Origin of the sequence: Flavobacterium sp. K5-23, assembly GCF_023278045.1 — a bacterium.
Classification (GTDB): Bacteria; Bacteroidota; Bacteroidia; order Flavobacteriales; family Flavobacteriaceae; genus Flavobacterium.
Genome location: NZ_CP056783.1, coordinates 1,224,752 through 1,245,053, shown reverse-complemented (window position 1 = coordinate 1,245,053; position 20,302 = coordinate 1,224,752). Strand labels below are relative to the sequence as shown.

19 protein-coding genes are annotated in these 20,302 nt (G+C 32.8%); 16 read left to right on the top strand and 3 right to left on the bottom strand.

The annotated features are described in order from the left end of the window. The first annotated feature begins 93 nt into the window (after window positions 1–93). The 6 genes from FLAK523_RS05540 to FLAK523_RS05515 all read left to right on the top strand — a co-directional run bounded on the left by FLAK523_RS05540 (window position 94) and on the right by FLAK523_RS05515 (window position 7,591). A complete protein-coding gene (locus FLAK523_RS05540) occupies window positions 94–495 on the top strand; it encodes a GxxExxY protein (protein ID WP_248907402.1) in 402 nt (133 codons plus the stop codon). Between the two features lie 149 nt (window positions 496–644). Continuing rightward, window positions 645–3,020: a TIM-barrel domain-containing protein gene (locus FLAK523_RS05535; protein WP_248907400.1), complete on the top strand. Its 2,376-nt coding sequence runs from the start codon at window positions 645–647 to the stop codon at window positions 3,018–3,020. A gap of 4 nt (window positions 3,021–3,024) precedes the next feature. Next, window positions 3,025–4,683: an alpha-amylase family glycosyl hydrolase gene (locus FLAK523_RS05530; RefSeq protein WP_248907397.1), complete on the top strand. Its 1,659-nt coding sequence runs from the start codon at window positions 3,025–3,027 to the stop codon at window positions 4,681–4,683. A gap of 153 nt (window positions 4,684–4,836) precedes the next feature. Next, window positions 4,837–5,514 carry a glycerophosphodiester phosphodiesterase family protein gene (locus tag FLAK523_RS05525; RefSeq protein WP_248907395.1) on the top strand — a complete coding sequence of 226 codons (678 nt, stop codon included), beginning with the start codon at window positions 4,837–4,839 and terminating at the stop codon, window positions 5,512–5,514. A gap of 25 nt (window positions 5,515–5,539) precedes the next feature. Beyond that, window positions 5,540–6,748: an NAD(P)/FAD-dependent oxidoreductase gene (locus tag FLAK523_RS05520; protein WP_248907393.1), complete on the top strand. Its 1,209-nt coding sequence runs from the start codon at window positions 5,540–5,542 to the stop codon at window positions 6,746–6,748. 87 nt (window positions 6,749–6,835) lie between these two features. Beyond that, window positions 6,836–7,591 carry a hypothetical protein gene (locus tag FLAK523_RS05515; RefSeq protein ID WP_248907391.1) on the top strand — a complete coding sequence of 252 codons (756 nt, stop codon included), beginning with the start codon at window positions 6,836–6,838 and terminating at the stop codon, window positions 7,589–7,591. A gap of 68 nt (window positions 7,592–7,659) precedes the next feature. Here the strand turns inward: FLAK523_RS05515 and FLAK523_RS05510 are convergent, their stop codons facing one another. Then, window positions 7,660–8,136, bottom strand: coding sequence for a TspO/MBR family protein (locus tag FLAK523_RS05510; RefSeq protein WP_248907389.1), 477 nt, complete (start codon window positions 8,134–8,136; stop codon window positions 7,660–7,662). A gap of 262 nt (window positions 8,137–8,398) precedes the next feature. Between FLAK523_RS05510 and FLAK523_RS05505 the strand changes: the two genes are divergently transcribed. Together FLAK523_RS05505 and FLAK523_RS05500 are read left to right on the top strand one after the other, a co-directional pair. Beyond that, the gene (locus tag FLAK523_RS05505) at window positions 8,399–9,478 is read left to right on the top strand and encodes a diphosphomevalonate/mevalonate 3,5-bisphosphate decarboxylase family protein (RefSeq protein WP_248907388.1); all 1,080 of its coding nucleotides are present in this window, start codon (window positions 8,399–8,401) and stop codon (window positions 9,476–9,478) included. A gap of 61 nt (window positions 9,479–9,539) precedes the next feature. Continuing rightward, entirely contained in the window at window positions 9,540–10,478 is a 939-nt protein-coding gene (locus FLAK523_RS05500) for a mevalonate kinase (protein ID WP_248907386.1), read from the top strand. A 247-nt stretch (window positions 10,479–10,725) separates the two neighbouring features. On the opposite strand, the gene FLAK523_RS05495 is transcribed toward FLAK523_RS05500, so the two are convergent. Beyond that, the gene (locus FLAK523_RS05495; RefSeq protein WP_248902447.1) at window positions 10,726–11,262 is read right to left on the bottom strand and encodes an IS630 family transposase; all 537 of its coding nucleotides are present in this window, start codon (window positions 11,260–11,262) and stop codon (window positions 10,726–10,728) included. Beyond that, complete coding sequence (locus FLAK523_RS05490; RefSeq protein WP_248907384.1) at window positions 11,255–11,821, bottom strand: hypothetical protein; 567 nt, start codon at window positions 11,819–11,821, stop codon at window positions 11,255–11,257. The genes FLAK523_RS05495 and FLAK523_RS05490 overlap by 8 nt, the downstream gene beginning before the upstream one ends. 119 nt (window positions 11,822–11,940) lie before the next feature. On the opposite strand from FLAK523_RS05490, the gene FLAK523_RS05485 reads away from it, so the two are divergent. The 8 genes from FLAK523_RS05485 to FLAK523_RS05450 all read left to right on the top strand — a co-directional run bounded on the left by FLAK523_RS05485 (window position 11,941) and on the right by FLAK523_RS05450 (window position 20,036). Further along, a complete protein-coding gene (locus FLAK523_RS05485; RefSeq protein WP_248907383.1) occupies window positions 11,941–13,374 on the top strand; it encodes an ATP-binding protein in 1,434 nt (477 codons plus the stop codon). Further along, window positions 13,358–13,744, top strand: a complete 387-nt coding sequence (locus FLAK523_RS05480) for a response regulator (RefSeq protein WP_248907381.1) — start codon at window positions 13,358–13,360, stop codon at window positions 13,742–13,744. Before FLAK523_RS05485 ends, FLAK523_RS05480 begins: the two co-directional genes overlap by 17 nt. 234 nt (window positions 13,745–13,978) lie before the next feature. Then, entirely contained in the window at window positions 13,979–14,935 is a 957-nt protein-coding gene (locus FLAK523_RS05475) for a geranylgeranylglycerol-phosphate geranylgeranyltransferase (protein ID WP_248907379.1), read from the top strand. Between the two features lie 270 nt (window positions 14,936–15,205). Next, a complete protein-coding gene (locus tag FLAK523_RS05470; protein ID WP_248907377.1) occupies window positions 15,206–16,114 on the top strand; it encodes a pseudouridine synthase in 909 nt (302 codons plus the stop codon). Between the two features lie 97 nt (window positions 16,115–16,211). Then, entirely contained in the window at window positions 16,212–16,574 is a 363-nt protein-coding gene (locus FLAK523_RS05465; protein ID WP_248907375.1) for a nuclear transport factor 2 family protein, read from the top strand. Window positions 16,575–16,769: 195 nt separating this feature from the next. Beyond that, window positions 16,770–18,533, top strand: coding sequence for a DUF885 family protein (locus tag FLAK523_RS05460; protein ID WP_248907373.1), 1,764 nt, complete (start codon window positions 16,770–16,772; stop codon window positions 18,531–18,533). An 11-nt stretch (window positions 18,534–18,544) separates the two neighbouring features. Next, entirely contained in the window at window positions 18,545–19,237 is a 693-nt protein-coding gene (locus FLAK523_RS05455) for a hypothetical protein (protein ID WP_248907371.1), read from the top strand. Between the two features lie 352 nt (window positions 19,238–19,589). Beyond that, entirely contained in the window at window positions 19,590–20,036 is a 447-nt protein-coding gene (locus FLAK523_RS05450; protein ID WP_248907369.1) for a hypothetical protein, read from the top strand. The last annotated feature ends 266 nt before the right edge of the window (window positions 20,037–20,302 follow it).

Below are 20,302 nucleotides of genomic sequence, written 5' to 3'. Positions count from 1 at the left end.
ACTTGTAAACTTAACAGTCTATGTTTAAACAAGATATAGAGAAAAAACATTACTAAAAACTTAATTAATTTAACGGTTTAAAAAAAATTAAAAATGACAAAAAAAGAAGTTACTCAATTGTCTTATGAAATCACTGGCTTAGCAATAAAAGTGCATAAAGAATTAGGTCCAGGACTATTAGAAAGTGTTTATGAAAAATGCTTGAAATACGAATTAGAAACTAACGGCTATAATGTAAAACAACAATTATCTGTTCCGATTCAATATTATGATTTAGAAATCGATGCAGATTTAAGATTAGACTTGTTGGTAAATGATTTAGTTATTGTGGAATTAAAAACTGTAGAAACCATTTTACCAATTCATGAAGCTCAATTACTGACCTATATGAAACTATTAGAAATCCCTCAAGGTTTATTGATTAATTTTTACACTGTAAATATCACAAAATCTTTAAAACCATTTGTAAATGAGTTTTTCAATATGCTGGATTAAAAATTTGTATAATAAAACACCCCGAATAATACTAAAAATAAGTCATTTAGACATTAAGCTTCATTAATATAAAACTTTGCATTATGAACCATCAAGATACCACGTCAAAACATAAGAAACTTAATGCCTTAATGGTTCAAAATTAAACTATGAAAAAATTACTTTTATTAATACTCGTTTCAACCCTTTCTTTTGCCCAAAACGCAAACAGGAAATTTGAGAACTTTACCAAAACCAACAATTCATTAGAAATAAACACTTCTGATGGAAAATACATCATCACACCTTATTCGGATAAAATAGTCGAGACTTCTTTTATTCAAAAAGGAGAACGTTACAACCCAATTTCTCACGCAGTCGTTTTGGCTCCAATAGTTGGAAATTCAAAAGTAAAGGAAACGAAAAATACTTTAGTTTTAATAACCAAAGGAATAACAGTAACGATAAACAAATCTCCATTCCAAATTAGTTATACGTACAAAAACAACTTTCTGCTTTCAGAGAAAAACGGTTATACTAAAAAAGACAGCACTGAGGTTTTAGACTTTAATCTAAACAATTCCGAAACGCTTTATGGAGGTGGCGCACGCGTATTAGGAATGAATCGTCGTGGCAACCGACTGCAATTATACAATCGAGCCCATTATGGTTATGAAACACGTGCAGAGTTGATGAATTTTACGATGCCAATCGTATTATCTTCAAAAATGTATGCCATTCATTTTGATAATGCCCCGATTGGTTTTTTGGACTTGGACAGTAAAAAAGACAACACCTTAGCCTACGAAACTATTTCCGGAAGAAAAACCTATCAGGTAATTGCAGGAGATTCTTGGAAAGATGTAATAGAAAACTATACGGATTTAACTGGAAAACAACCTTTGCCTCCTCGTTGGGCTTTTGGTAATTTCGCCAGCCGTTTTGGATATCACACCCAAGCGGAAACGGAAGCTACTATTCAAAAATTCAGGGACGAAAAAATTCCGGTAGATGCCATTATCTTGGATTTATACTGGTTTGGAAAAACGGTTCAGGGAACAATGGGAAATCTAGAATGGGACAAAGAAAACTTCCCAAATCCTAAAAAAATGATCTCCGACTTAAACAATGATGGAGTGAAAACCATTTTGATTACGGAACCTTTTATACTGACCACTTCAAGCAAATGGCAAGAAGCGGTTGACAAAAAAATATTGGCTGTTGATAAAGCGGGAAACCCTTTTAAATATGATTTCTATTTTGGAAACACGGGACTAATCGATATCTTCAAACCCGAAGGAAAACAATGGTTTTGGAATATATACAAAGATTTAATCAATGAAGGCGTTGGTGGATTGTGGGGAGATTTGGGTGAACCAGAAGTACATCCGTCAAAATTGCAACACGCAACAGGAAGTGCTGATGAACTGCATAATATCTATGGACACAACTGGGCAAAACTTGTTCAGGATGGTTATAAAAATGACTTCCCCAATCAAAGGCCGTTCATATTAATGCGCTCGGGTTATTCCGGTTCTCAGCGTTTTGGAATGATTCCGTGGTCAGGAGACGTGAATAGATCTTGGGGTGGATTGCAGGGACAAACCGAAATCGCATTGCAAATGGGAATGCAAGGAATGGCCTATATGCACTCGGATTTAGGCGGTTTTGCTGGAGCCAATTTAGATGATGAATTGTACACGCGTTGGTTGCAATATGGCGTTTTCCAACCTGTTTTTCGTCCGCACGCGCAGGAAGACGTCCCTTCTGAGCCTATTTTTAGAGAAGAAAAAACAAAAAACCTAGCTCGAAAAGCAATCGAATTGCGATACCAGATGATTCCATATAATTACACAATGGCGTTTGAAAACAACCAAAAAGGAACACCGCTTATGCGTCCGTTGCTTTTTGAAGAACCAAATAATGTGGCTGTTCAAACCATTTCTGAAACGTATCTTTGGGGAAATGACTTTTTAGTAAGTCCAATCACGCACGCAGGAATCACTGAAAAAACAATCTATTTCCCAAAAAGCAATAACTGGTTTGACTTTTACACCGGAAAAGAACACAAAGCCGGTTCGACAGAAAAAGTAAATCTGGTTTACGATCACATTCCCGTTTTCGTTCGTGGAGGCGCTTTTATCCCAATGGCCGAATTGGTACAAACAACCAGAGATTACAGCACAAAAAAAATAACTTTACATTATTATATAGATGCTTCCGTAAAAGAGAGCTCAGGAAAAATGTATACTGACGATGGGAATACGCCAGATGCTTTCGAGAAAGGAAACTATGAAATGTTAAATTTCAAAGCTAGCCTCAAAAGCAATTGTTTGACTGTTGTTTTAAATTCAGAAACAGGAACCAACTATACTTCGACGGACAGAACAATAGATTTAGTAATCCATAACAGTAATTCAGCGCCAATAAAAATTAAAGTGAATGGTAAGACTGTCCCGTTTTCTTGGAGCAAAGAGACAAATCAAGTACAAATTCCTGTTCAATGGGAAATGAAATCTTCGAAAAAAATAAAAATACAATTCTAAAAAAATGAAAAAATATCCAATCTTATTTTTACTTTTTGCAATGGCGTTTTTCGTTAGTTGTTCAAGTTCAAAAACAATAAATAATAAAGAAACCGTAAAAACTCCTTTCGTTTGGGAAGCGGCAAGTGTCTATTTTTTAATGACTGATCGTTTCAATAACGGTGACACTTCTAATGATATAAACTATAATCGTAATAAAACAACGGGGAAACTTCGTGGTTTTGAAGGTGGTGACATCAAAGGAATTTCGGATAAAATCGACGAAGGTTATTTTGACAAACTAGGAATAAATGCTATTTGGTTTACACCAATAGTTGAACAAATTCACGATGGCGTGGATGAAGGAACAGGGTATAGCTATGGTTTTCACGGTTATTGGGCTAGAGATTGGACGGCATTAGATCCTAATTTTGGAACCAAAGAAGACTTGGCCGCTTTAGTAAAAAAAGCACACACCCATGGAATTAGAATAATCCTTGACGGAGTAATTAACCACACAGGTCCAGTTACCGCTGAAGATTCTGTTTGGCCAAATGACTGGGTAAGAACGGGGCCTCAATGTGATTACAAAACCTATGAAACGACAACTAATTGCACCTTGGTCAAAAATCTTCCTGATGTCAAAACAGAAAGCAATCAAGAAGTGGCCCTCCCTCCTTTTTTAATCGAAAAGTGGAAAAAAGAAGGGCGATATGAACAAGAAGTCGCTTCTCTAGATGCTTTTTTCGAAAGAACGAGCTACCCAAGAACACCAAAGTATTACATCATCAAATGGTTGACGGATTATATCACAGAATACGGAATTGACGGTTACAGAGCCGACACAGTGAAACATACAGATGAAACCGTTTGGGCTGATTTCAAAACCCAATGCGATTATGCATTTGAAACTTGGAAAAAAAACAACCCAAGCAAAGTATTGGATAATAACTCGTTCTACACTATGGCTGAAGTTTATAATTACAATATAAGTGCAGGGAAATCTTTTGATTTTGGAGATAAAAAAATCAATTACTACGAAAATGGTTTTAATAATATGATCAATTTCGAATTCAAATGGGATGCTCAAAAAGACTATGAATTCATATTTTCAAAATATTCCAATGCCCTAAACAATGAGTTGAAAGGATACAGCGTTTTGAATTATTTATCCTCACATGATGACGGAGCGCCATTTGACGCCAAAAGAACAAAAACAATCGAGAGTGCCACAAAACTGTTGCTATCTCCTGGACTTGCTCAGGTTTATTATGGAGACGAGTCGGCGCGTTCTTTAGCAATAGAAGGAACAGAAGGCGATGCCACTTTGCGTTCATTTATGAATTGGGAGGACATTAAAACCAATTCCGAAACACAAAAAACACTTTTGCATTGGCAAAAATTAGGTCAGTTTAGAAAAACTCATCTTGCAATTGGGGCTGGAATTCACAAAGAAATTTCGGCTCAACCGTATACTTTTTCAAGGAGTTTTTCAAAAGGAAATTATACAGACCAAGTGGTTATAGGATTGGATTTACCAATGGGTAAAAAAGAGCTTTCCGTTGGAAGTGTTTTTGTTGATGGCACAAAATTAAAAGACGCCTATTCAGGAAAAGAAGCTACAGTAACAAATGGAAAAGTTGTTATAGACAGTAACTTTGATATTATTTTATTAGAAAAGTAAACTAATCATACAAAGACTTTATAACCGCAAATTCGCAAATTAATTTTTCAAAAAGAAAAGAAATATGCGAATTTGCGGTACATGTTTAGAAAGTACAAATCAAACACGGTTTGTACTTTTTTATTTTAGCTACCTTTGACAAAAATAAAATCCATGTTAAAAATAGGCCATCGTGGAGTAAGAGGTTACGAACCAGAGAATACCTTAATTAGCTTTAAGAAAGCCATAGATATGCACGTTGACGCCATTGAGCTCGATGTACATTTAAGTGCCGATGGGGAACTAATGGTAATCCATGATGAAACAGTTGACAGAACCACTAACGGAAAAGGATTAGTAAACCAACTCTCTTTACCGGAATTGAAGCGGCTTGTAGTTAATAAAAAACATTCAATTCCAACGCTAACTGAAGTTTTAGAATTAGTAAACCAAAAATGTTTCGTCAACATAGAACTTAAAAGCTATGAAACCGCTAATAAAGTGGTGGATTTAATCGAAAAATACGTTTCGGAAAGAAACTGGAATTACGACCAATTTTTGGTTTCCAGTTTTGATTGGAATGCATTACAGCAAGTCACTTTCTTAAATTCGGAAATTCCGATTGGGGTATTGACGGAAACGGATTTGGATTTGGCTTTTGCTTTCGCCAAATTTATTCAGGCTAAAGCGATTCATCCCTATTTTCATCTATTGACAGCCGAAAACACGATTAAATTACAAGAAAAAGGGTTTCAAGTGTATCCATGGACGGTTAATGAACTGGAAGACATCAAAAAAACAAAATCATATAACGTAAACGGAATCATCACTGATTTTCCGGATAGACTATAATTTGCGGACAGCAAAAAATAAAAGCATGAATCAAAATTTTGACATAATAATAGTAGGTGGTGGAGCAGCAGGTTTTTTTACAGCCATTAACATCGTAGAGAAAAATCCAAAACTAAAAGTTGCCATATTAGAACGTGGCTCAGAAGTATTGCAAAAAGTACGTATTTCAGGTGGAGGAAGATGTAATGTTACCCACGCTTGTTTTGAGCCCAATGAATTGGTTAAATTTTATCCTCGTGGCGAAAAAGAATTACGCGGACCGTTCCATCAATTTTGTTCAGGAGATACGATCGAATGGTTTGAAAAACACGGAGTGGAACTTAAAATTGAAGCCGATGGAAGAATGTTTCCTGTTTCAAATTCTTCCCAAACTATTATAGATTGCTTTCTTACTGCAACAACTAAATTAGGGATTCAAGTATTGACAGGACAAAGCGTACAGTCTATTTTCAAGAAAGAAAATGTGTGGAAAATAGAAACACAAAGCGAGAACTACATTGCTGAAAAATTAATTTTGGCTACAGGAAGCAACCCTAAAATATGGGATATGCTACAAACTTACGGTCACGCAATCGTAAGCCCTGTCCCTTCCCTATTCACTTTCAACATAAAAGATTCAAGAATTAAGGAATTACCCGGAGTTGCCGCACAAGTCACTGTTAAAGTAAAAGACACAAAACTGGAATCAACAGGTCCTTTATTAATCACACACTGGGGAATGAGTGGTCCAGCGATATTGAAACTTTCCGCTTGGGGAGCTCGAACTTTATTCGAAAAAAACTATCAGTTTACCATTTTCGTTAATTGGCTGAATGATATGGAAAGTGCCGAAACGGAGAAAATCCTAAAAGATTTAAAACAGGAACACGCTAAAAAAGCAGTTTCAAAGAAATCGCCATTTGACTTCCCAAACCGTTTGTGGGAAAGTTTGGTTCTCGCTTCAGGAATCGAAGTGGAAACCAAATGGGCAGATTTAACAAAAATACAATTGCAAAATCTAGTCAATCAATTGACAAATGCCACTTTTCAGGTCAACGGAAAAAGTACTTTCAAAGAGGAATTTGTAACCGCTGGCGGAATTGATTTAAAAGAAATTAACTTTAAAACTATGGAAAGCAAATTACACGAAAACCTATATTTTGCTGGAGAAATCGTGAACATTGACGCCATTACCGGTGGATTTAACTTCCAGAATGCGTGGACGAGTGGGTTTATCTTGGCAAATGGTATTTAGTTAAAATTAATTAACAAGACTTTACCTCTTTTGTAAGTTTTCTTTAAGACAATACGGATAACTTTACTCTCAACTAATTACCAATAGATGAAAGTAAAATTACTCAGTACAATACTCTTATTTACCTGTCATTTCGGTTTCTCACAAACCGAAAAACCGCTAAATGGAACCGTTTTATTTGAAAACCTAGCTGTTTCAGGCATTGAGGTTGTAAATGTAAATACAAAAAAAACTACACTATCTGATAGCAATGGAAACTTTACCATTTTAGCTAAAACCAAAGATGAGTTAGTATTTGTTTCCAAAATTTATGAAATCAAGAAAATCATTTTGGAACAAGATAAAATTAACAGAAACAATTTTTCCGTTTCGTTAACCAAAAAACCAGAAGAACTGGAAGAAATTATAATAACAAAAATGCCTTCCATTCAATTAGGCACTGATAAAAAACACGAAACAAGAAAACTCGATCAATACGCTTTAGAGAAAGCGGCAAGTTCCCTAAAAGTACAGGGTGTTTATACAGGTACCATTGAAAATGGTATGGATTTAATGAGAATTGGCGGAATGATACTAGATTTATTCCAAAAAGAAAAAGAGCCTGCAATAAAAGCAATTCCCGAAATAGAATTCAAAACATTGGCAGCAACAAGTTGTGACCAGAAATTTTATGTTGAAAAACTAAAGTTAAAACCAGAAGAAATAGAACTTTTCATTGATTTTTGTGATGCTGACCCCACTTCAAAATCACTTTCGAAAAACACAAATGTGCTAGCTGTAATGGATTTTTTGTTTGCCAAAAATGTGGAGTTTAAAAAATTACCATCTATTGAAAAGCGATGAAAATAAAATTCAGCATTCCGTCCTTTCCGCAAAATGAACACTGAATACTATTTACTGAACACTGCCAACTATCTATTCAGCCACCAAATACTACCATTCAAGACAGCGGCAAAACTCACCCATAATAAATAAGGAATAAACAAATAACCCGCTATTTTATTGATTTTAGAAAATTGAATATAAGTTTCATAAATCATCAGCCACAAAACAACAATGCCTAAAAGCGCAAGCATTGGGTTCATCAATCCAAAAAACAAATAAGACCACAAAGCATTTAATCCCAATTGAATAGCAAATAAAACCAACGCTTTTTTTACTATTTCCTTGTCGGAATCCATTCTATCCCAGATCAATCCTGCGGCAACTCCCATCATTATATAAAGCATACTCCATACAGGTGCAAAAACCCAGTTTGGGGGATTAAAACTTGGCTTCACAAGCGTTGGGTACCAAGTCTCGATACTAGAGCGAGTAACTAATCCTGAAAAATAACCAATGGCAATACAAGTAACAACAACAATAAGAATTTTGGTAATCTTGTTCATTTTTATTTTTTGAAAATTTGAAAACAATTAGTCTAAAACATTAAGAAATTTAGAAAAATTAAGTGTAAATACTTAATGAAACTTAATTTCTTAATGGTCATAAAAAAGAGAATCTATAATAAACTAATACTTAACTTGGTTTAGCAACTTATAAATGCATTTTTTAACAAGGCAAATTTACTAAAACTTTCTATCGAATAAATCAATTAAAGAAATAAACCTGTAATCCAAAAAAAGTATCTTTGTCAAAACTTTACTATTCATGTTTTCAACAAACGATTTTATACCTACAAAATATTCTCAATCTATAGAAAGTGGTAATTCTCAATGGAGTGCCCCAAGTAATATTGCACTTGTAAAATATTGGGGGAAAAAGGACAATCAAATTCCGGCTAATCCATCTGTAAGTTTTACTTTGAAAAACTGTAAAACGATTACTAAATTGGCTTTCGCCAAAAAAGAAAAGCAAGACCATTTCTCTTTCGATTTACTTTTTGAAGGAAAACCTAAAGAAGACTTCAAACCGAAAATTCAGAAATTTCTGGAGCGTATCGAAGTGTACTTGCCTTTTTTAAAGGAATATCATTTTACTATAGACACACAAAACACCTTTCCTCATAGTTCTGGTATTGCGTCATCAGCTTCAGGGATGGCAGCTTTAGCGATGAATTTTATGAGTTTAGAAAAAGAGTTGAATCCAGAAATGAGTGAAGACTATTTTTATCAAAAGGCTTCTTTTTTGGCACGTTTGGGTTCTGGAAGTGCTTGTAGAAGCGTAAAAGGAGAAGTCGTTGTTTGGGGAAATCAAGCTAATATAAAAGGGAGTTCTGATTTATTTGGAGTTGAATTTCCACATACCTTTCATAAAAATTTCAAGAACTATCAAGACACCATTTTATTAGTTGACAAAGGAGAAAAGCAAGTTTCCAGCACTGTAGGTCACGATTTGATGCACAACCATCCGTATGCCGAAAGAAGATTTGAACAAGCACATGAAAACTTGGACAAATTGATTACCATATTTGAAAACGGAAATTTAACCGAATTCATTAAAGTGGTCGAAAGTGAAGCATTAACACTGCACGCAATGATGATGACTTCTATGCCTTATTTTATTTTAATGAAACCCAACACCTTGCAAATCATCAATGCGATTTGGAAATTTCGTAGCGAAACCCAAATCCCCGTTTGTTTCACACTTGATGCTGGGGCAAATGTGCATGTTTTGTATCCCGAAAACGTTAGCGAAAACGTTTTACAATTTATTAAGGACGAATTAGTTGGCTTTTGCCAAAATGGGCAGTACATTTGTGACGAAATTGGAAATGGAGCCAGCAAATAGATTTTTTATTATTATATTTACCAACCACTTCTGTTTTAAACGCTAACCTATTACTATAGCAATGAAAGGACCTTTATTTTACTCAAAAATATTACTCTTTGGAGAATACGGAATTATTCGTGATTCAAAAGGTTTGTCGATTCCTTATAATTTTTATAATGGAGCCCTGAAAAAAGAGGAAAACCCTTCACTGGAAGCAATAGCATCAAACGCAAGTTTGAACCGTTTTGCCATCTATCTTGAAACATTACAAAAGGAGCAAGCTGATTTAGTTCAATTTGATTTAGCAGCTTTAAAAAATGATATTGAAACTGGAATGTACTTTGATTCCAGCATCCCACAAGGATATGGTGTAGGAAGTAGCGGAGCTCTTGTAGCAGCTATCTACGACAAATATGCTCAAAACAAAATTACAGTTTTAGAGAATTTGACACGCGAAAAATTATTACAGTTAAAAAATATATTTTCTCAAATGGAGAGTTTTTTCCACGGAAAAAGCTCAGGTCTGGATCCTTTAAACAGCTATTTGAGTATACCAATATTAATTAATTCTAAAGACAATATTGAAGCAACTGGCATTCCTAATCAAAGTTTTGATGGCAAAGGAGCCGTGTTTTTATTAGATTCAGGCATTGTAGGAGAAACTGCTCCTATGGTAAATATTTTTATGGAAAGCTTGAAAGACAAAGGATTCCGTACGATGTTGAAAAATCAGTTTGTAAAATACACTGATGCCTGTGTGGAGAATTTCCTTGGAGGTGACATGAAAGCATTGTTTATGAACACCAAGAAACTTTCGAAAGTTGTATTGAATAATTTCAAACCAATGATTCCGGAACAATTTCACGCCATCTGGCAAAAAGGAATTGACACTAATGACTACTATTTAAAACTATGTGGCTCTGGAGGCGGTGGATATATCCTTGGTTTTACCGAAGACATAGAACGCGCAAAATTATCTTTGAAAGACTACAAACTAGAAGTCGTATATCAATTTTAATAAATTCGTAAATTATTTCATTTAAGCAGGCTACAATATATATAATAAATCAACTGTTTTCTATACTTAAAATAGACAAATCAATAGGTTTTATTTTAAAATAAAACTAATTTAACGGGCAAAAAAAACACTCTTAACATTCGCGTTTTATTTATTGTTTTATAAAACAAATAGCTATTATTGTAATTATAATTATTCGAAAAAAAATGAAGCAAATTTAAACCATATATTATACCAAACACATGTATTATATGGCCCAAATTTTATCTAAAAATACATAGCTATATCCACAGATACTCATTACCTCTTTTTTGCTTGTAGCTTTTACGACATTAGTAATGAAATCTTCTACATCTTCCAATGAATTATAAAATTTATTAGAAAATTCTCGTTTGTATTTTGCCCACATTTTTTCAGCGGGATTAAGTTCTGGACTATATGGTGGTAGAAAAACCAAAACAATATTTTCAGGAATGATTAATTTTTTTGCCTTATGAAACCTTCCATTATCCAGCACCATTATTTTGAGTTCTTTCGGATTTTCCTTTGAGAAATTATCTAAAAAAACTTGAAAATTATCAGCGTTGCAATGTGGGAGTATTAATTGAAAATGGTCTCCAGTTATGGGCGAAAAAGCTCCAGAAAGCCAAGTTGATTTAAAAACTTGTTGGAAAGCACAAATCGGCTTAACACTAATAGCAGTAACTGATTTTCCGTTTCGAGTGAACAAACCAAAACGCGATTCATCTTGAAAATACAAGTTTACAGAGTCAAAATCACCCACCGTATTTAGTGCTATTTCTTGACAGATTCGTCCGAAGTCTTTTAAAAGAGATTCCCTGATCTTCGTCTTTTTTGACACGACTTTTGCGGGCTACTTTTACACTTGATTTAAAATTCCTGATGCAATAATAAAGCAACGTATTGTAATTGAAAGTCTTCCCTGATTCTTTTTCAATCCAATCTTTAAGCTCAACATAGCCTTGAAGTCCATTTTGAGGGTCGTTGAGTTTTGTTTCCAACATATTGTGTTCAATAGCATTAAAAGCCGACGGCTTAAAACCTGTTTTTTGATGCTTCATCAAACCCTCAATTCCAGAATTAAGGTATAATGTCCTCCAATTCTGAACGCTATTAGGGTCAACCACAGCTAATTTAGCAACCTCACGTTTAGAAATCCCTACTTTTTCGTTTTGCTTCAAAATCAGCAGAACTCTCAAACGTTGACCAATAAACGGAATAGATTGTTTGAGCAGATTTTTTATTTCTTTTTCGGTTTCCTTAATTACCAAAATTTTTGCATGCGCCATGATTACTTTTATAATATAGTCCAAATATAACATAAAAAAACCAATTATCAAAATTGGTATATATTATATTTTCGTTTGGTATTATTTCTCAATTTAAAATAATATATATTTAAGCATTTAATTTTTTCGTCTCATTACATACAAAAATCTAAATGATTAAAAATAAATATTTTACAGAATTCAAACAACACAATATTTTCATTCCTCTGATTATTGTGATATTATCTTGCTCTTCGTTGATTATCATCAACTACTTAACCATTAAAATTTTATCGGCATCAAGAGCGTATGTAAATGGAGAATCTCATTATTCTAAAGGACAGAAAGATGCAACCCGCCACTTGACTAACTATTTATTCACTAAAACCCCCCTTCAATGGGAGTTATTTAATGACGAACTGAGTGTTCCTTTAGGAGATAAAGCCGCACGCATTGGTTTGAATAACAATCACGATATTGAAATAATCAAAGATGGATTTAGAGCTGGTCGAAATGACGAAAAAGATCTTGATGATCTAATTTGGTTATATAAACATTTTCACACCGTTTCTTTTATATCAGAAGCTTTCGATGAATGGGAAAAAGCAGATCAATTAATTGATGAGTTGGAATTGATTGGCAAGGATCTCCATAAAAAATTAAACACCATTACTTTAAGCACGGAAGAAAAAGAAAATATTTACCAACAGATAACAATAAACACCAACAAACTATCGATAAATCAACGTGATTTTTCCAACTCCCTAGGGAAAGCAACCCGATTAGTTAAATCCTACCTTCTTTTTACTAATATTTTTTTTACTTTGATAATCATTGGAAGTGTAAGTATTTACTACTCTGTAATGATCCACAAACTAAGGCGCTCGAAACAGGAAATAGATGACAGAAACAAAAATTTAATAATTACCAACAAAGAACTTGATAAGTTTGTTTATAGTGCTTCTCATGACCTAAGGTCACCTATTTTATCTTTGAAGGGTTTAATAGAGATTGTAAAATTAGAAGATGATTTGGATGAAATTAGGATTTATTTAGACCTAATGAACCAAACACTTGACAAGCAAGATCAATTTATTAAAGAGATAATTGATTATTCAAGAAATAAAAGAAAAAAAGTAATAGCTACTTCTTTTAGTTTAAATCAAATTATAGACGAGATAATTTCCCAACATTGTTATATTAAAGGAGCCAATATGATTACCATCAACAAAAATTTATCCGTTGATGAAGCTCACAGTGACAGTTTGAGTTTAAAAATTATTTTAAACAACTTACTATCAAATGCTTTTAAGTATTTTGACGAAAAAAAAGAGAATCCGTATATTTCTATTAAAACATATGCCAATGAAGAATTTTACAAAATAGAAATAGAAGATAATGGTATTGGAATTGATAAAGAACATCTAGACAAAATTTTTGAAATTTTTTTTGTTACCAATAACACCAAGAAAGGTTCCGGCTTAGGTTTATACTTAGTAAAAGAAGCTGTTAAAAATATTAATGGAACCATAACCGTAGATTCAGAAATGAATGTTGGAAGTAAATTTACATTAACTATACCAAAACAATATGAAAGCCAACTATAAAATTTTAATAATTGACGATAATATAATTGATCAAATTGTATCGAAACAATTAATAAAAAAAACTCTCGGGACAGCTGAAGTAAGTACAGCTAATAATGGTAAAGAAGGAATTCAATGGCTACTTAATTACAAAAGGAGTTCAGAAGAATCTTTAATTATCCTTTTAGACATTAATATGCCTGAAATGAATGGATTTGAGTTCCTCTTGATTTATGAAATGCTCCCAGAAGAATTGAAAAAGGAAATCACAATTTTTATGCTTTCCTCTACATTAGACCCTGATGACATTATAAAGGCAAAAAAGAATAAAAACGTTAAAACTCTTTTAAGCAAACCCTTATCAATTAAAGAATTTGTTGATTTGATTTAACCTGATTATTTTCATAAACAATGTTTTTTTACTGAATCAGTTGAAAACAGAATTTCACATATAGATTCACACTAAACAATAAAACTATTTCACAATATTCTCATAAAATAATTTCCACACTCCTGTTTTTGTAAAGAAATTAATTTGATTTTAAAAACAAAACCCTAAATTTGAGCATAAATAGACAAGTTTTCTATAACAAAGTGAAACTTGACAAAAAACTACCAATAAAAAATGTTGAGCAGAAAGCAAAAGCTTTTTATAATGAAAATCATCAGTTTGTTCTCTGTAGTAAGAGGGTACAACATTCCGATTATTATTATAGCTCAATACCTTTCGGCAATATTTATCCTGGCTCCTGAGAAAAGAGCATTGTCAGTTATATTGGATTTCAATTTATTTATCCTTGTACTTGCTTCCTCACTTACAATTGCTTCAGGATATATCATTAACAACTTTTATGACAGTCGAAAAGATTTAATTAATCGCCCTAATAAATCAATGTTAGACCGTTTAGTCAGTCAATCGACCAAACTTAAGGTCTATTTTTCATTAAATTTCTTTGTAGCATTAATGGCGTTAATCGTTTCTTGGCGAGCCTTTCTATACTTTTCGGTTTATATATTCCTGATTTGGTTTTATTCCCACAAAATAAAAAAATATGTTGTGATAGGAAATCTAATGGCAGCAATTCTAGCTGTTTTACCTTTTTTTGCAATACTACTTCATTTTTACAACTTACTTACATTTGAAGATATAGAAAATTACAAAGGGCACTTTGCAGTGATATTTTCACACGCTAGTTTCCTTTTCATATTATTACTCATAAGAGAAATGATAAAAGATTTAGAAAACATAAAAGGAGACCTTGCCAATGGATACCAAACAATTCCAATAATATATGGGGAAAACGTGTCAAAAAGCATAATCACAACACTGACTTTACTTACAGTTGTGCCTGTGTATCTATTGATAGATATTTATGATGTGGGCTATATGGACATTTACTTCTATTCTTGCTTCATTATTTTAATTTTATTTCTCCTTTATTTGTGGAAGTCAGAAACTAGGGAGCAGTATCTATTGTTGCATAATGTTTTAAAATTTCTAATTGTGGCTGGTGTTTTTTGCATAGTACTTATCGATCCATCTGTATTATGGAATGGAAAGAAGCTTTTTATGAACATATAAACAAACATTTTACGGTTAAAATCTTGAAATAACAATCTTCACATTTCTAAGGAACTCACCCAATTAATATATTATCTTTAGAATCTAGAGTCCTGCAATTTTAGATATTCACAACATTTTTTTCTTTCGAAATAAAAGAAAATAATTAATAGCGAAATAGCTTCAAAAACTGAAATAAAAACTTATTAACTAGGTAGTTAGCGTTTTATAATCAGCAATCATTGATTATCAATGATATAAATAGTATCTTTGCGCAAATTATAGAATATTATGAATAACAAACAAGGCAGTAATAAAGGAAGTGGTCCAAGAGTAAATAGCTCAAGACCAAGTTCTAACAAGCCAAAACCTGCGATGCAAAAGAGGGCACAGGGACCAAAAAAAGCAAAACCCAACACTAAAGTTGAAGATATTGCTACTGATAAAGTAGAGAAAAAGCCAAATCAGGCTCCAAAGAGACCAAAAGTAGCGGATGAAATCCGTTTGAACAAATATATTTCAAATTCTGGAACTTGTTCACGTCGTGATGCGGATATCTATATCCAATCAGGAAACGTAAGAGTAAACGGAATTCCGGTTATCGAAATGGGTTATATGGTTAAACCAGGTGACGTAGTAAACTTTGACGGAATTGTTTTAACACCAGAGAAGAAAGTATACATTTTACTTAACAAACCTAAAAACTTTACGACTGCACTTGATGAAGGTCAAGAATTTCGTAATGTATTAGAATTGGTTAAAGGATCGACAACTTCAAAAATTGGAGCGGTGGGAAGAATGGATAAAAACACAACTGGATTGTTATTGTTTACCAATGACACAGATATGTTACGTAAATTCACTTTGCCAAATCAAAAATCTTCGAAAATCTATCAAGTTTCATTAGACAAAAATCTAAAATTTGAAGATTTAGAAAAAATAAACAAAGGACTTGTTATAGATGGTCACAGAGTTTATATCGAAGATGTAAGCTATATTGAAGGTGAATCTAAAAGTGAGATTGGATTAAAAATTAAATCTTCAAATGTAAAAGTGGTACGTTCTATATTCGAAAACTTCAGCTATGATGTTTTAAGAATAGACAGAGTTGCTTTTGCAGGTTTAACTAAGAAAAACTTACCTCGTGGAATCTGGAGACATTTAACTGAGCAAGAAGTTATCAACTTGAAAAATACTTAAGACTGAATAATAAACAGTGCTTTTGTACCGTTACATAAATATAATTAAAAAATTCCTGCTCTGTTTTTAGCGGGAATTTTTTTATAAAACAAACTCTATGACACCTGAGAAACTACAAAATATTGCCTTCAAATGGTTCGAAGCCTTTAACAATCACAATCTAGAGCAACTCTTATCCTTATACGATGAAGATGCCGAACATTTTAGCCCGAAGTTAAAAATTAGACAACCTCAAACTAATGGTCTAGTAATAGGAAAACAAGCATTACGGGAATGGTGGCAAGATGCATTTGACAGATTGCCAAGCCTTAATTACAAAGTAACATCACTTACCGCAAACGGAGACCGTGTTTTTATGGAGTATATCAGAACTGTGGAAAATGAAGAAAATATGCTTATTGCAGAAGTATTAGTGGTAAAGGAAAACAAGATTATTGCTTCGAGAGTATACCACGGTTAATTTTTTAATACAACATTAACAGTATATAACTGATTATCCATTAGTTTTACAACAGCATAAAAACTCATTTACAATGGGTTAGCTAATAACTTATTGGTAACACACTAATAATTATTTATGAAATCACCACCATTCAAAACCACAACAAAAATGAAAAATGGCGATACAAATTCTATTAAAAAATATTAACCAAATATGAAAAAAACCACACTTTTATTAGTCGCTATTGCTTTAGCTCTCTTCCTGACTAACTGTAAATCTGCTGATGAAAAGCAAGATTTTACGACCCTAACAAAAAACTATTTTGACGATAAAAACGTGTTAAACCCGCTAGCGGCAACTCAAAATGGACAAAACGAATACAATGATCAGTTGCCGTTTGAAATGACCGACAGTTATAGAAAAACGCAAGAAGATTTCTTTGATAAGTATGGAAAAGCGATCGCAAATATTGATAAAACCCAACTCTCAGAAGAAGAAAAAAATAGTTACGAGATCATTAAATGGGAGGTTGAAGTTGGTAAAAACTTATTGAAATTACCAACAAACTTGATGCCTATTAACCAGTTTGAAGGTATACATTTAACTATGGGACAGTTTGCTGGAGGAACAAGTGCACAGCCTTTTAAAACTGAAAAAGACTATACTAATTTTCTAAAGAGAATGGACAGCTACACAATTTGGATTGACTCTGCGATGGTGTACATGAAAAAAGGAATCGATAAAAAACTGGTTTTACCTAAGGCGTTAACCGTGAAACTAATTCCGCAGTTTGATGATATGGCAACTCCAAACATAGAAGATAACTTGTTTTATTCAGCAATTAAACTGATGCCGGCAAATTTTTCCGATAAGGTAAAAAAAGATTTAACCACAAAATACACAGCCACAATTAACGAAAAATTAATTCCAAGTTACAAGAAAATGGCCACTTTTCTAAAAGAAGAATACCTGCCAGCTTCAAGATCAACAAGTGGAATTGGGGATTTAACCATAGGGAAAGATCTTTACAAAGCTTACGCAAAACAATGGACTACTACTGAAATGACTCCGGAAGAAATTCACGAATTAGGTCTTAAAGAAGCGGCTCGTTTAAATGCCGAAATGGAAAAAGTGAAAAATGAAGTAGGATTCAAAGGAACATTAATTGCGTTTTTTGATGAAGTTCGAAATAAAAAAGAACTGAAACCATTTACTAAACCAGAACAAGTTATCGCAAATTTTCAAAGTATCTACACTCGCATTAAACCAAATGTAGACAAGTTGTTTTCATTGCAACCCAAAACTAAATTTGAAATTAGACGTACTGAAGCTTTCAGAGAGAAAACAGCCAGCGCGGAATATATGCAAGGTACTGCAGATGGCTCACGCCCTGGGATATTTTACGTTCCAATTCCAAATGTGAAAAACTATAACATTTACGGAGACGAAGATTTGTTTTTACACGAAGCTATTCCGGGACATCATTTCCAGATTTCATTACAACAGGAAAGCAGCTCACTGCCTGATTTCAGGAAATTCAATTGGTTTGGTGCTTATGGAGAAGGTTGGGCATTATATACTGAGAGTTTAGGAAAAGAATTAGGACTGTATCAAGATCCTTATCAATATTTTGGAATGTTAGGAAATGAAATGCATAGAGCCATACGATTAGTTGTAGACACTGGTCTACATTCTAAAGGATGGACTAGAGAACAAGCCATTAAATATTCTTTGGAAAATGAAGCAGAAAGCGAAGCCAGTATTATTCCTGAAATAGAACGTTATATGGCAATTCCTGGCCAAGCATTGTCCTACAAAATAGGGCAATTAAAAATAATAGAACTCCGTAAAAGAGCCCAAGAGAAAATGGGAACGAAATTTGATATTAAGAAATATCATGAAAAAGTATTAGAGTCAGGTGTAATGCCTTTGGCTCTATTGGAGAAAAAAATTAATAATTGGATTGAAAACAACTAACATAATTTATAATGAAAAAAATAATTTTATTTTCGATAGGACTTCTATCTTCTATTAACATATTGACAGCACAAGATCACAGTAAAATGCTTCCACAAGAATGGATATCAACGATATCTAGAAATAAAGGATTCAATTTTGTAAAACATGAAAATATTGAAGGGTCACCTTATAACAACTTGTTGTTTTTTCCTGCTGATATTTCTGGGCTTGACTTCGAAATTATGGGAAGATATAATGAAGAATCAGACCAAATTGAAATACAAACCGAGGATAAAAAGATTTTCATGTTGCCAAAAGACAATAAATACAATTCAATATTTATAAATTTAATAAATTATAAATTAATTTTGGTCAACTACAAAGTCAACACAAACACAATCATCAATGGTTATTTAGTAGAAATATCTAAAACAAATAATTTTTCTTTGTTAAGAAGAGACAAGACAATTGTTAAACCAGAAAAACAACCAAAAACCGGTTACGACAAATACCAACCTGCAAAATTCATTAAAGCCAATAAAGAATATTATCTAGGACTTAGTGACAACACTGTGATTCCTATGCCAAATAACAAAAAACAAATTCAGCAAATATATCCTAACAAAACAGGAGAAATAAACACCTTTTTTAAAACAACCAATTATTCATTTAAAGAAGAAACGGACTTAATAAGTATTGTGAATTTCATATCTACATTATAAAAAACACTTATAATTAGAAACTTTTGTACAGAAATACTGCATACTAAAATAGAAGAGGCTGCCCGAAAAGCAATTTACGGACAGCCTCTTTTTAGTTTTTATAATGAGATTTAAAATTTAAATATGTGCAAATTTCTACTAACATAAAAACAGTAAGTCCTTCGAAGAAAGTAGTTACAAAAACGGAACAAGGAATGCAATTGCGAATTTTCTAAAATCATCAGAAACTTATAATAATAATCTACTTGCAATTTCTGACAGAGATCAATTCTTTTACTATTTCCTATTATGACTATTCGGTTAAAATGTATTAAATTTAGTCATTCACATAATTGACATAAAAAAATAACATATGAATATTGACAAAAACCTGATACTTGAAGCTTGTCTTCAAAAACAGAACGATTTAATTGAAAGTTTCACAAATCGATTGGAGAATATGGAATCGGACGCTATGGACCATGATCATTCACCAAGCCAGTCCGAAAGCCGCACAGCGGGTAAAATGGAATTACTCAATGCCATTGGTAAAGAACTTGAATTCGCACAACGGGAAATGGAATTCCTAAAAAACTTAGACCCCTCAAAAGTTTCTGATGTAGTAGAACCCGGAGCGGTTGTAGTAACCAATAAAATGACTTTTTATATTTGCGTTTCTATTGAAAAATTTGAAGTTGAAGGCAATGAGTTTTTCGGAATGTCGTTTAAAGCACCTATATACGCAGTGATGCGAGGTCTTGCAAAAGGAACTACTTTCAAATACAATGAAACGGAATATGATATTCTAGATATATATTAATGAAAACAACTTGTTTTTAAAAACCCTCTTTTAGTATCTAAAAGAGGGTTTTGTTTTAAATGCAAGGTCCTTTATAGAGAGATACAAAAAACACAGTTATAAATTATGTTAAGCGAAGTCATTGGGACAATTATATATTACTAAAGTTTCTAATTCTAGGATAGTTTAAAAACTAATGTTTACGTTAATTTCGTTCTAATCAAAGGTTTTGAATTCAAACAAAAAAAGGAATGGTCTGGAAAGCTCTTAAAAACAAAAAACCCAAA

Coding starts and splice junctions, on each gene's coding strand:
- FLAK523_RS05500 (WP_248907386.1), top strand. CDS start 9,540: ATGAAAGGACCTTTATTTTACTCAAAAATATTACTCTTTGGAGAATAC.
- FLAK523_RS05480 (WP_248907381.1), top strand. CDS start 13,358: ATGAAAGCCAACTATAAAATTTTAATAATTGACGATAATATAATTGAT.
- FLAK523_RS05460 (WP_248907373.1), top strand. CDS start 16,770: ATGAAAAAAACCACACTTTTATTAGTCGCTATTGCTTTAGCTCTCTTC.
- FLAK523_RS05505 (WP_248907388.1), top strand. CDS start 8,399: ATGTTTTCAACAAACGATTTTATACCTACAAAATATTCTCAATCTATA.
- FLAK523_RS05540 (WP_248907402.1), top strand. CDS start 94: ATGACAAAAAAAGAAGTTACTCAATTGTCTTATGAAATCACTGGCTTA.
- FLAK523_RS05510 (WP_248907389.1), bottom strand. CDS start 8,136: ATGAACAAGATTACCAAAATTCTTATTGTTGTTGTTACTTGTATTGCC.
- FLAK523_RS05465 (WP_248907375.1), top strand. CDS start 16,212: ATGACACCTGAGAAACTACAAAATATTGCCTTCAAATGGTTCGAAGCC.
- FLAK523_RS05520 (WP_248907393.1), top strand. CDS start 5,540: ATGAATCAAAATTTTGACATAATAATAGTAGGTGGTGGAGCAGCAGGT.
- FLAK523_RS05525 (WP_248907395.1), top strand. CDS start 4,837: ATGTTAAAAATAGGCCATCGTGGAGTAAGAGGTTACGAACCAGAGAAT.
- FLAK523_RS05470 (WP_248907377.1), top strand. CDS start 15,206: ATGAATAACAAACAAGGCAGTAATAAAGGAAGTGGTCCAAGAGTAAAT.
- FLAK523_RS05455 (WP_248907371.1), top strand. CDS start 18,545: ATGAAAAAAATAATTTTATTTTCGATAGGACTTCTATCTTCTATTAAC.
- FLAK523_RS05515 (WP_248907391.1), top strand. CDS start 6,836: ATGAAAGTAAAATTACTCAGTACAATACTCTTATTTACCTGTCATTTC.
- FLAK523_RS05490 (WP_248907384.1), bottom strand. CDS start 11,821: ATGTTATATTTGGACTATATTATAAAAGTAATCATGGCGCATGCAAAA.
- FLAK523_RS05475 (WP_248907379.1), top strand. CDS start 13,979: ATGTTGAGCAGAAAGCAAAAGCTTTTTATAATGAAAATCATCAGTTTG.
- FLAK523_RS05535 (WP_248907400.1), top strand. CDS start 645: ATGAAAAAATTACTTTTATTAATACTCGTTTCAACCCTTTCTTTTGCC.
- FLAK523_RS05530 (WP_248907397.1), top strand. CDS start 3,025: ATGAAAAAATATCCAATCTTATTTTTACTTTTTGCAATGGCGTTTTTC.
- FLAK523_RS05450 (WP_248907369.1), top strand. CDS start 19,590: ATGAATATTGACAAAAACCTGATACTTGAAGCTTGTCTTCAAAAACAG.
- FLAK523_RS05485 (WP_248907383.1), top strand. CDS start 11,941: ATGATTAAAAATAAATATTTTACAGAATTCAAACAACACAATATTTTC.